The 11,541-nt window shown below is 64.5% G+C and carries 7 protein-coding genes, 1 pseudogene and 1 other annotated feature; of the genes and pseudogenes, 1 reads left to right on the top strand and 7 read right to left on the bottom strand.

Going from position 1 to position 11,541, the window contains the following annotated elements:
- From VFG49_RS07045 to cysG, 3 genes and pseudogenes are all read right to left on the bottom strand, one after another.
- Positions 1-689 (bottom strand): annotated as a pseudogene (locus tag VFG49_RS07045) (IS3 family transposase); the annotation flags it as partial.
- Positions 295-411 (bottom strand) — a sequence feature (AL1L pseudoknot). Its footprint overlaps the pseudogene before it by 117 nt.
- A gap of 524 nt (positions 690-1,213) precedes the next feature.
- Positions 1,214-2,155, bottom strand: coding sequence for a cysteine synthase A (gene cysK / locus VFG49_RS07040; RefSeq protein ID WP_324858862.1), 942 nt, complete (start codon positions 2,153-2,155; stop codon positions 1,214-1,216).
- Positions 2,156-2,228: 73 nt separating this feature from the next.
- The gene (gene cysG / locus VFG49_RS07035) at positions 2,229-3,659 is read right to left on the bottom strand and encodes a siroheme synthase CysG (RefSeq protein WP_324858860.1); all 1,431 of its coding nucleotides are present in this window, start codon (positions 3,657-3,659) and stop codon (positions 2,229-2,231) included.
- Positions 3,660-3,987: 328 nt separating this feature from the next.
- Here cysG and VFG49_RS07030 point away from each other — a divergent pair, with 328 nt between their 5' ends.
- Positions 3,988-5,004 (top strand): LysR substrate-binding domain-containing protein, encoded by a 1,017-nt coding sequence (locus VFG49_RS07030; protein ID WP_324858858.1) that lies wholly within the window; start codon positions 3,988-3,990, stop codon positions 5,002-5,004.
- A 407-nt stretch (positions 5,005-5,411) separates the two neighbouring features.
- On the opposite strand, the gene VFG49_RS07025 is transcribed toward VFG49_RS07030, so the two are convergent.
- The 4 genes from VFG49_RS07025 to VFG49_RS07010 form a co-directional block, all read right to left on the bottom strand.
- A complete protein-coding gene (locus tag VFG49_RS07025) occupies positions 5,412-7,172 on the bottom strand; it encodes a bifunctional sulfate adenylyltransferase/adenylylsulfate kinase (protein ID WP_324858856.1) in 1,761 nt (586 codons plus the stop codon).
- A gap of 66 nt (positions 7,173-7,238) precedes the next feature.
- Complete coding sequence (locus VFG49_RS07020) at positions 7,239-7,961, bottom strand: phosphoadenylyl-sulfate reductase (RefSeq protein ID WP_324858854.1); 723 nt, start codon at positions 7,959-7,961, stop codon at positions 7,239-7,241.
- Complete coding sequence (gene cysI / locus VFG49_RS07015) at positions 7,958-9,652, bottom strand: assimilatory sulfite reductase (NADPH) hemoprotein subunit (RefSeq protein WP_324858852.1); 1,695 nt, start codon at positions 9,650-9,652, stop codon at positions 7,958-7,960. Before cysI ends, VFG49_RS07020 begins: the two co-directional genes overlap by 4 nt.
- Before the next feature lies 1 nt (position 9,653).
- Complete coding sequence (locus VFG49_RS07010; protein WP_414649074.1) at positions 9,654-11,504, bottom strand: assimilatory sulfite reductase (NADPH) flavoprotein subunit; 1,851 nt, start codon at positions 11,502-11,504, stop codon at positions 9,654-9,656.
- Positions 11,505-11,541 lie beyond the last annotated feature (37 nt).

Raw genomic sequence — 11,541 nt, 5'->3', positions numbered from 1 at the left:
CCGATTGACCTTGTCCAGCGGACAGGGCGCTTTGCTGTCGCTGATCGTCGTGCGCACCACCTTGCCGCGCATCACGCCGCGCAAGCCGAGCCGGCGCATCAGCCGCTCGACCGTGCAGCGCGCCACCGCCGTGCCTTCGCGTCCCAACTGCCGCCAAACCTTGTCGGCGCCATAGACCTGCAGATTGGCCCGCCAGACGCGCTCAATTTGTGGCACCAAGGCCTCGTCCCGTTGAGCCCGGGCGCAGCGCCGGTGAGGCTCACGTGCAAGCGCCGCGTGACGGCGATATCCCGACGGGGCGATCTGCAGCACTTTGCAGATCGGCTCGACTCCGTGGGTGCTGCGGTGCTTGTCGATAAACGCCCTCACGACTTGAGTCGGCGGTCGAGCTCCGCCTGGGCGAAAAACGCGCTGGCCAGCTTCAGAATCTCGTTGGTCCGGCGCAGTTCCTTGACCTCGCGTTCCAACTCCTTGACGCGCTGCGCCTCAGCGGTGGTCACGCCTTCGCGCACGCCACTATCGATCTCCTGGCGCTTGACCCAGCCCAGCAGCGTCTGCGGCACGCAACCGATCTTCGGGGCAATCGATTCGACGGCAGCCCATAGCGACGGATACTCCCCGCGGTGCTCCTGCACCATGCGCACTGCGCGCTCGCGGACTTCAGGTGAGAACTTGTTCGACTTGTTCATGGCTCCATCTTCTCAAGAGTTGGAGCCTCCTCAAAACCCGGGGCGATTCAATCGCGGCTCCGTTTTAAGTCCTCAGTACTTCTTTAAGTCCTCAGTACTTCGACGCGTTGCGGAGTAGCCGCGCCGTTTGAGGTAGTAAAGCCACGCGCTGTCGCTGCTTTAGTGGACAGGCTTGTATCCAGCGCAGTGCTGCCAGCTCTTCAGGCCATTTTCTTTGGGTCACGTTTCTTTTGGGCCAGCAAAAGAAACGTGACTCGGCGTCCGACAGGACGTCGAAACGCCCGCTGCGTCCCACAGGGACTTCCTTCGGTCGTAGGCGGCACGCTGGCGACGACGCCGAATCAAAAACCAAATGCAAAGTCACTGGATGACCAGCCATTCGGCTGCTGTAAAGCGCCTCCTGCTTTCGCAGGAATGACGGCAGAAAGGACCGCGGCGAAAGGCCATCGCGCACAGGGTGCGCTCCTACAGAGTTAGAGAGAGAGAGGCGGGAAAAAGCCCCCACCTCCCCGCCGCTCCGGTAGTCACTCCACCTCGTCCGACCCCTCATTGACACCCTCAAAGAGGAACGTCGACAGATACCGCTCGCCGGTATCCGGCAGCATCGCCAGCAGCACCGAACCTTCCGGCGCATCCTTCGCCACCTGCAGCGCCGCGGCCAACGTGGCGCCCGAGGAAATGCCCACGAAGATGCCTTCCTGCTGCGCGAGTGCACGCGACGTGTCGCGAGCAACGACGTCATCAACGGGCAGGATCTGGTGTGCCACCTCGCGGTTCAGCACGCCCGGCACGAAATCAGGCGTCCAGCCCTGGATCTTGTGTGGCTGCCATTCCTTGCCCGTCAGCAGCGACGCGCCCGCCGGCTCGCTGGCAATCACCTTTACCTCGGGACGCGCCACTTTCAACACTTCGCCCACGCCGGTAAGCGTGCCGCCAGTGCCCCAGCCAGTGACGAAATAGTCGAGCCGCTTGCCCGCAAAATCGCGCAGGATTTCCGCTGCCGTGGTGTTGCGGTGGTAAGACGGATTGGCCGGATTCTCGAACTGCTGGGCCAGGAACCAGCCATGCTTTTCGGCAAGCTCCTTGGCCTTGCGCACCATGCCGCTGCCGCGCTCGGCGCCGGGCGTCAGCAAGACCTTCGCACCGTAGGCTCGCATCAGCTTGCGTCGCTCGACCGAGAACGTCTCGCTCATCACCGCCACGAAGGGATAACCACGCGCCGCGCAGACCGCAGCCAACGCAACGCCCGTGTTGCCCGAGGTCGCTTCCACCACGGTCTGGCCGGGCTTTAGCGTGCCCCTCTGCTCCGCATCGATGATGATCGCGTAGGCCAGGCGATCCTTCACCGAGCCGGCCGGATTGAACGACTCCACCTTGGCATACAGCGTTACGTGCTTCGGCCCGAGCCGATGGATGCGCACGACGGGCGTATTGCCAATGGTGTCGAGGATGCTGTCGTAGATCATGGAGTCACTCCGAGGCACGGCATGGATGGGTAGATTGTTGCGCGATGGTGCGCCCGCGCGGGCTAAGGTTGTGTCAAGCCGCCTCGGTCAACGTCAGGCGCGGCGGCGCATCCGCAGCCACGGGCGGACGTCCAAACCACGCCAGGGAATGAGCCAACGCAGCCACTTCGCCGAGGATCAGCAAGGCCGGCGAGCGAACCTCATGCAAAGCTGCCTGCGCTGCCAGTTCGGCAAGTGTTCCAGTAATGACACGCTGCTCAGGACGCGAACCGTTTTCGACCAGAGCGAATGGCGTGCTGGCGGCACGCCCATGAGCCAGCAGTTGCGCCTGCAGCGTGGCAAGCTCGCTGCTGCCCATGTACACCGCCAGCGTCTGGCGATCCTGCGCCAGGGCAGCCCAATCCAGCGTGTCGACGGAATTGCGGCAGTGGGCGGTGATCAACCGGACGGACTGCGCGTAATCGCGATGCGTCAGGGGAATACCGGCATAGGCGGCACAAGCCAATGCCGCGGTGATGCCGGGAACGACTTCGTAGGCGATGCCATGGTCGCGCAGGAAGGCAATTTCCTCGCCGCCCCGGCCGAATATGAAGGGGTCGCCACCTTTGAGGCGCACCACACGCTTGCCCGCCGCTGCATGCTCCAGCATAAGCGCATGGATCTGTTCCTGGGTGGCGTGATGCTGGCCCGCCTGCTTGGCCACCTCGATGCGTTCGGCATCCCGGCGCGCCAACGCCAGCACCGCGCCGCTCACCAGGCGATCGTGCAGGATCACGTCGGCCTCGTTGAGCGCACGCAGCGCGCGAAGCGTAAGAAGGCCAGCATCACCGGGGCCCGCCCCGACCAGGACAACCGATCCCGCTCGCGGCAGGTCGGATGCTTCCAGCAGGCGTTCGACCGAGGCTTCGGCCAGGGCATGTTGCCCTCGCCGGAGGAGGCTCTGCACCGGCCCGCTCAACAAGCGTTCGTAGAACCGGCGACGGCGCGTCAGGTCCGGCAAGCGTGCGCGAATGCGTCCGCGCATCTCGGCCAGGAGCGTGGCGAGCGAACCCACGACAGGATCGACCAGCACCTCCAGTCGTTCGCGCAACAGGCGGGCCAGCATGGGGGCATGGCCGCCGCTGGATATCGCGATCGTCAACGGCGAACGATCGATCACCGCGGGCACGTGGAAACTTGAGCGATCGGCATCGTCCACCACGTTGAGAAACACCTGCCGGGCCTCGGCGTGGGCACGCACATGCTCATGCAACTTGGGATCGTCAGTCGCAGCGACAACGAGCCATGCGCCATCCAGCCAGGCGTCGCTGAAAAAGCCCTCTTGCCAGATGATCCGACCCTGTCTGGCCCAGTCCCGCAGCAAGGGAGTGAGCTCAGGCGAACCCACCGTCACGCGGGCACCCGCCTCCAGCAATCCTGCCACCTTGCGCTCGCCCACCACGCCGCCGCCAACCACCAGCACCTGGCGTCCGGAAAGATCGGCGAACAGCGGGTACAGCTTCATCAAAGCCCAGGCTCCATGCGAACGGGATGGTATCGCCGCAAGCTAGGCAAGCCTTCGGGGCCGCGCAAATGATTTGTGCGGCGTGGGATATACCCGGCCGTTATAAGCCGCGGAGCAAAACGCCGGTATTGACGCATCGCAGCAATAGATGTATAGACGTCTAATTCACGTCATTCAACCAACCCATCGACCATGGACTTTCATCGCAAACCGGTGGTTGCCGACACGGCCTCCCGCACCCGCGGGCCGTCGCCGGGCAAGGTCGCGCGATGTATCCGTTCCGCGACCACGAGCCTCCACCCTCTCGATCGCCAGCGGAACCCGAGCCATGACCCTGACCCAACTTCGCTACCTCGTCGCCATCGCTGACGCAGGACTCAACATCACGCTGGCCGCGGAGCGCGTGCACGCCACGCAGCCTGGCCTCAGCAAGCTGCTTCGCCAGCTGGAAGACGAGCTGGGTTTCCAGCTGTTCCATCGCAAGGGTCGCAGCCTGCATGCCATCACGCATGCAGGTACGCATGTGCTGGAGCGTGCGCGCGTGATCCTCGCGGAAGCGGCCAACATCCGCTCCATTGCCGCCAACCTGCGCAACGAGGCGCATGGCACGCTGCGTATTGCCACCACCCATACGCAGGCGCGCTTCGCGCTGCCAGGTGCGGTCGCCTCGCTTAGCCGAAGCTATCCGCAGGTCAGTGTGCATCTGCAGCCGGTCAGCGATTCGGACGTGATGTCGTTGCTGGAAAGCGGGCATGTCGATCTAGCCATCGTCAGCACCGCAGCGGGCGCCGCACCGCCGAACGGCATCGCCCTGCCCGCCTATCGCTGGAACCGCATCGTGCTCGTGCCCCATGGCCACGTGCTGGCGAAACAGAAGCAGCCGCCGGCGCTGGAACAACTGGCCGCGCATCCGCTGATCAGCTACGACTCGTCGCTCAAGCCGGAATCGTCGCTGGCACGCGCATTCCACGCGGCCAGCCTGCATCCGCAGATCGCGATGACCGCCAGCGACGCCGACCTGATCAAGACGTATGTGCGCGAAGGCCTGGGCATCGGCATTCTTGCCGAGATGGCCTTCCAGCCCGAGCGCGACATCGACCTGCGCGAACTGGATGCGGACGGCCTCTTTGAAGCGTGCACGACCTGGATCGTCCTGCGCCGCGAAAGCGTGCTGCGGGAGTACACGCTTGATTTCATCAACGTGTTCGCCCCGCACCTGGAGCGTCGCGCGGTGAGCCGCGCGCTCGCCAACGGCGCTGCCGCCGGCTCATGGAGCAGCGTGCCGCATTGGCGGGAGCGGCGGGTGCCGCAGAAGGTGGTTGAACCGTTGGGCGGGGTGCAGTAACGCCGTGAAGAATCTCTCAGGTGTATGGATTCGCCATTTGCAGGTAATCAATACAGGCGCATAGAGCGCAGAAGGCATCCCAGAATCGCGAGTGCGTCGAATCATTTGTTGCCTTGATTTCGAACTTGGTGTTCGCGACACAGGGGCTCGCTTTCGGCGGGGTTCCGAACCGCTACTGCGGCCCGAGTCACTTCTCTATTGCTTGCCCAAAGAGAAGTAACCCGGCCTCCGGCAGGAGGACGGAAGCCCGTGGCAGGCAAGCAACCTGGCGACACCGCCAAAACCAGATTCCACAGCTACCGCTCAACTCACGCCGCCCCTTTTGGCGCCGCCTTACAAGCCCTCTTCACCCATCCAGCCTTCGCCGGCATAGGAGATGAGAGTCAACCGTCCCACACCCCGACCCATCATCCCCTCAACAACCCTAGCCCCTGCAGCAGCTCCACGATGTGCTGCGCCAACACCACCGGCTCCGCGGCATTGCCGTCCACGCGCAACTCCGGTTGCTCTGGCACTTCGTAGGGATCACTGATCCCGGTGAACTGGGCGATCGTCCCCGCACGCGCCTGCGCGTAAAGTCCCTTGCGATCACGCGCTTCGCACACCTTCAAATCAGTAGCGACGTGGATCTCGATGAAGTCGCCATGCGACTCGACCAGCGCACGCGCCTCCGCGCGCGATTGGGCGTAGGGTGCGATCGGCGCGCAAACGGCGATGCCACCGTGGCGAACGATCTCGCTGGCGACATAGCCGATACGCGTCACGTTGGCGTGCCGATCCTCGCGCGAAAAGCCCAGCCCGCGCGAAAGGTGTTTGCGCACCTCATCGCCATCGAGCACGGTGACAGCACGGCTGGTGCGTTCCAGCAACAGGGCCACCACGGCTTCGGCGATGGTCGATTTGCCTGCGCCGGAGAGTCCGGTGAAGAACAGCGCGAAGCCTCGCGCCGCGCGCGCCGGATGACGCTCGCGCAGGATGTCCACCACCTCGGGGAACGAGAACCACGACGGGATCTCGCTGCCCTCGCGCAGGTGCTCGCGGAGCTGGGTGCCCGAGATATCGCGCACTTCATCATCCGGCTGCACTTCGGTGGAAGGCAGGTAGGTGTCGCGATTGGCGGCGTACACCATGGCGGGGAACGGCACGACCTGGATGCCAAGCTCGTCCTGATGCTGCTCCAGCAGGTGCTGCGCGTCGAACGGCCCATAGAACGGCTTGCCGCTCGCATCCTTGCCGGGACCCGCATGATCGCGACCGACGATGAAATGGCTGGCGCCGTAATTCTTGCGAATGATCGCGTGCCAAAGCGCCTCGCGTGGGCCGCCCATGCGCATGGCAAGCGGAAGCAGCGACAGCCTTGCGCTCCCCGCCGGATACTGCGGCAACAAGGCCTGGTAGCAGCGCACTCGCGTGTAGTGATCGACATCGCCAGGCTTGGTTCGACCCACCGATGGCTGCAGCAGCAGCTTGGCACCCACTTGCTGCGCGGCGCGCAAGGTGAGCTCGCGATGAGCGCGGTGCATCGGGTTGCGCGTCTGGAAGGCCACGATGCGATGCCAGCCATGTGCCTCGAACCACGCGCGCAGGCTGCGTGGCGTATCGCGCAGCGCGGTGAAGTCGTAGTGCGACGGTGGCTGGATACCCCGGACGCGGCCTCCCAGGTTCACCGGGCGCTGTCGATCGAGCAGGTCGGCAACGCCAGGATGCGTGCGGTCCGTCGTGCCGAATACCTTGAGTGCTTCGTGCTGGCGATCGGGGCGATAGATGTCTTCCACGTCAAGCACCGCCAGCGGGACGCCTTGCGCGTCGCGCAGCGCAACTTCGCTACCTGGCGCTAGTTTGGCAGCGAACGCCTCGCTCACGTCCAGCGTGATCGGTATCGGCCACAACGTGCCGTCGGCGAGTCGCAGCTCATCCACCACGCGCGCGTAGTCGGGCTGCGTGAGGAAACCTTCGAGCGGGGAAAATGCGCCACTGAGCAACAGCTCCAGGTCGCACAGCTGGCGCGTATCCAGATCCACGCCGGGCAATCCCGCGCTGCGTTGCTTCAACGCCGCGGCTTCATCAGGCGGAAGGTATCGTTCCTTGAGCGTGCCTCCATGGGGCGCCACCAGTTCGGTGACTGTGGACAAGGCAATGCCCGCATCGGCGAAGGCTATCTGGCTCATGTTGGCGTTCTTGTTTTGTCGGGGCGGCCAGCGCGGGGCGCTGGAATGGATCTTGTGTTCTGAAGATCAGACGAGGCCGTGCAGTCCGCATTCGCGCTTGAGGCCAAAGAATCGCGTGGCATCGACGTCCTTGCCCGGCTCCCATCGATGCGTGGTGTGTACGTCACCGATCGAGATGTAACCCTGGTCCCACAGCGGGTGGTACGGCAGTCCGTGCCGGCGCAGATACATGCCCACGTCGCGGTCGCTCCAATCGGCGATGGGGTGGAATTTCCAGCGCCCGTCACGGCGCTCGGCAAAAGGAATCGCTGCGCGCGTGCGTGTCTGGCTGCGCCGCAGTCCGGCAAACCAGCTGCCCGCATCAAGTTCCGCCAAGGCGCGCTGCATCGGTTCTATCTTGCGCAGCTGGTTGTAGCGGTCGATGCCCGCCACGCCGCGCTCCCACAATCGGCCTTCACGCGCCTCCATCCATGCCGCGCTTTCCGTCGCGCTGTAGATCCTGAGGTTGAGCGCGAGGCGTCCTTTGAGTTCGTCGACGAACTGGTAGGTCTCGGGAAACAGATAGCCGGTGTCGATCAGCAACACGGGCAGGTCGGGACGATGGCGAGTTAGCAGGTGCAGGGAAACAGCCGCCTGGGCACCGAAACTGGACGAGAGCACGTGTGTACCCGGCGCATAGGCCAGCGCCCATACCACCCGTTGTTCGGCGCTCAACGTTCCCAGCCATCGGTTGAGTTCGTCCAGCGCGCGGGGTTGGTCTTGCGCCTCGTCCAGCAGCGCCTGCTTCATGCAAGCATCTCCAGGTCGATGTGTCGGGTTTCGTTTACCAACACGCCGACGCGATGCAGGAAATCACCAAAGTGCTCGCCTGCTTCCCTTTCGGCGGCGTAGCGGGCAAACAGCGGTGCGAGCGCGCCCAGGATGGCCTCCTCATCGACGTTTTCCCGAAAGGGACGATTGAGGCGCTGTCCACGGAAATCCGCACCGAGGCGCAGGTCATAACGTCCCGGCCCCCGCCCAACCAGCGCGATTTCGCCAAGATACGGACGCGAGCATCCGTTCGGACAGCCGGAAAGGCGAAGCAGGATCGGGGCATCCTTCAGACCGTGCGATTCGAGCAGCGCTTCGAGCCGCACAAGGATATGCGGCAGGTAGCGCTCGCTCTCGGCCATGGCCAGGCCGCAGGTGGGCAGCGCCACGCAGGCAACCGCGTGACGGCGAATGCCGCTGTCGCGCCGGTAGCGGTCCAGTCCATGCGCGGCGACGATGGCATCGATTCGTTCGCGCTGCGCTGCCGCCACGTTCGCGATGATCACGTTCTGATTGCAGGTCAGCCGGAAATCACCGTCATGCACCTTGGCCAATTCACGCAGGCCGGTGAGCCCGCGATGATCGCCCACGTCAGCCAGCCGTCCCGACTCGATCTGCAAGGTGAGATGCCAGCGACCGTCGGCGCCTTCGATCCAGCCGTAGCGATCGCCGTTGTGGTCGAAGTGATAATCGCGCGCTGGCTGGAGCGAGAAACCGGTGCGTCGCTCCACTTCCTCCTTGAAGACATCGAGCCCACGATGGTCGATGGTGTATTTCAGTCGCGCGTGCTTGCGCTCGCTGCGGTTGCCCCAGTCGCGCTGCACCGTCACGACGGCTTCGGCCACGGCCAGAAGCTGCTCCGGCACCACGAAGCCGATGACACTGGCCAGTCGCGGATACGTGCTGGGATCGCCATGCGTTGCGCCCATGCCGCCGCCGATGGCCACGTTGAAGCCCGCAAGCGTGCCCTGCTCGATGATGGCGATCAGCCCCAGGTCCTGCGAAAACACATCGACGTCGTTGAGCGGCGGTATCGCGAGTCCGATCTTGAACTTCCTCGGCAGATAGGTCGCCCCGTAGAGCGGCTCCTCGTCTTTCGGCTCACCCACCAGCGGTTCGCCGTCCAGCCAGATTTCGTGATACGCAAGCGTCCTTGGCGAGAGTTCCTCGGACAGCTGCGTGGCCCAGGCATAGGCCTGCGCGTGGGCTTCCGACTCCACCGGATTGGCCGTGCTGACCACGTTGCGCACTACGTCGCCACAGGCGGCAATGGTGGTGGCCAGTGCCCCGTGGATGGCGGCGATGGTGGGCTTGAGCTTGCGCTTGATGATGCCGTGCCACTGGAACGTCTGGCGCGTGGTAATGCGCAGCGTGCCGTTGGCGTATTCGCGAGCGAGGCGATCGAACACCAGCCATTGCGCCGGTGTCACCACGCCCGAGGGCAGCCGCGCGCGCAGCATGAAAGCGTAGGCCGGCTCCAGTTTCTGGCGGCGGCGTTCCTCGCGCAGGTCGCGATCATCCTGCTGGTAGCTGCCATGAAATTTCAGCAGCTTGTTATCGTCATCGCTAATGGCGTTGGTGATCGGGTCGCGCAGCCCTTCGGCCAGCGTGCCCCGCAGCTGGCGGCTGATGGCCTTGATGCGCTCGAAATCGGAAAGCGTGCTGCTCATGTCAGTACACGTCGCGCGCGTAGCGCCCCTGCTGCAGAAGATCGGACAGCCATTGCTTCGCCCGTTCCGGCGTTTTGCCTCCGTGCGCCACGGCAATGTCGATCAGCGTGGCGTGCACGTCCTTGGCCATGCGACTGGCGTCACCGCAGACATACAGATGTGCGCCTTCGTCCAGCCATGCGTAAAGCTCGCGACCCTGTTCGCGCATCCGATGCTGCACATAGACCTTGGCGTCGCCGTCGCGTGAGAACGCTAGATCGAGCTTGTGCAGCGAGCCGTCGCGCAACGCGGCCTGCCATTCCACCTGGTAGAGGAATTCACTGGTGAACTGGCGATTACCGAAGAACAACCAGTTGCGCCCGCGCGCGGCGATCTCACGACGCTCCTGCACAAAGGCGCGAAACGGCGCGACGCCCGTGCCCGGGCCGATCATGATGATGTCGCGTGCATGGTCCTGCGGAAGGCGGAATCGTTCGTTCGGTTCGATATAGATGGGCAGGCGTTGATCGTCGCCCGCCCGCGCCGCAAAGGACGAGGCAGCTCCCCAGTGACGCTCGCCGTGCGCCACGTAATCGACCACGGCGACGGCCAGATGCACTTCGTCGCCCACGGCTTTCTGGCTGGAAGCGATCGAATACAGGCGTGGCGTCAGTGGCCGCAAGGCAGCCACCAGTTCCTCAGCGCCCCAAACACCGGGATGACGCCGCCACAGGTCGATGGGCTGATGATCGGCCAGCAACGCGGCGAGCGCGGGTGATTGGTCTGATCGCAGCAACCGTTTGAGATCGTCATCGCCACTGACATCCGCCAACGCCGCGATCAGCGGACGACTGAGGCGCGTGAGTTCGCGTTCTTCGGCAAGCCAATGACGCAACGACAGGCTGCGTCCGTCATGGTTGACGACCTGCTCGCCATCCAATCGCAGGACGGCCAGCCACTGCTCGACCAGCGCCACGGGATTGCGCGGCCACAGGCCCAGCGCATCGCCCGGCTGATACGAGAGCCCCGAGCCTTCCAGCGACAGCTCCACGTGGCGCACGTCACGTCCGGCGTCGCGCGCGACGATGGACTGGTTGTCCAGCACAGGCGCTGCGAAGGGACGCTCGCGGCTGTGCACCGCGCGGCTCGGTACCGACTGCAAGGTCGTCACGCGCGTGGGCGAGGCGGTGCCGAGCACTTGCTTGGCCTGTTCCAATGCATGCACGGTCCATGGTGCCGCGACGGCATCCACATCTACGTCGGCTTCGCCCAGCGGCGCGAAGCGCGTACCGCCAAGTTCGGCCAATCGCGCGTCCAACTGGCGCCCGATGGCGCAGAAATCCGGATAACTCGAATCGCCCAGGCCCAGCACCGCATAGCGCAGGCCCGGCAACTTGGGCGCACGTTTGCCCAGCAGAAATTCGACCAGACCACGCGCATCATCCGGCGGCTCGGCATCGCCCTGCGTGCTCATCACCACCAGCAAATGCGTCTCCCTGGACAGCTCGCGCTGCGGATAGGCGTCGGCACGCACCAGGCGCACCGAAAGACCAGCATTCTCGGCGTTCGTGCTCAATTGCGAAGCCACGCGCCTGGCCTGGCCGGTCTGGCTTCCGTAAAGAATGGTGAGCCGTTCGCCGGCCACTTTCGCCGACGTGGCGACAGCCTCGCCACGCTGCAGCCGCTCCGCCCTGGCCGCGCTCCAGGCGGCGATCCAGTAGAGGTCGGCGGGGCCGAGGTCATCGACCAGGCGCTCCAACGCCGACAATCGCTCGCCATGTACCTGCGATGGCAGCTGGTTTTCCGTCGCAACGAGCGCGTTCACATCGCCTTCCTTTGGACGTCCATACTTCTGTCCGTCCAAAGTAGTCATGCCCTCTTGTCATGTGAAAGGACGTGTTGGCATATGC

The sequence above is a fragment of the Dyella sp. genome, from assembly GCF_035685885.1.
Lineage (GTDB): Bacteria > Pseudomonadota > Gammaproteobacteria > Xanthomonadales > Rhodanobacteraceae > Dyella.
This window is presented reverse-complemented; position numbering and strand designations above follow the sequence as displayed.

What these genes read in the sequence shown, in the direction of transcription:
- cysK (WP_324858862.1), bottom strand. Translation starts at nt 2,155, where the DNA reads ATGATCTACGACAGCATCCTCGACACCATTGGCAATACGCCCGTCGTG.
- cysG (WP_324858860.1), bottom strand. Translation starts at nt 3,659, where the DNA reads ATGAAGCTGTACCCGCTGTTCGCCGATCTTTCCGGACGCCAGGTGCTG.
- VFG49_RS07030 (WP_324858858.1), top strand. Translation starts at nt 3,988, where the DNA reads ATGACCCTGACCCAACTTCGCTACCTCGTCGCCATCGCTGACGCAGGA.
- VFG49_RS07025 (WP_324858856.1), bottom strand. Translation starts at nt 7,172, where the DNA reads ATGAGCCAGATAGCCTTCGCCGATGCGGGCATTGCCTTGTCCACAGTC.
- VFG49_RS07020 (WP_324858854.1), bottom strand. Translation starts at nt 7,961, where the DNA reads ATGAAGCAGGCGCTGCTGGACGAGGCGCAAGACCAACCCCGCGCGCTG.
- cysI (WP_324858852.1), bottom strand. Translation starts at nt 9,652, where the DNA reads ATGAGCAGCACGCTTTCCGATTTCGAGCGCATCAAGGCCATCAGCCGC.
- VFG49_RS07010 (WP_414649074.1), bottom strand. Translation starts at nt 11,504, where the DNA reads ATGACTACTTTGGACGGACAGAAGTATGGACGTCCAAAGGAAGGCGAT.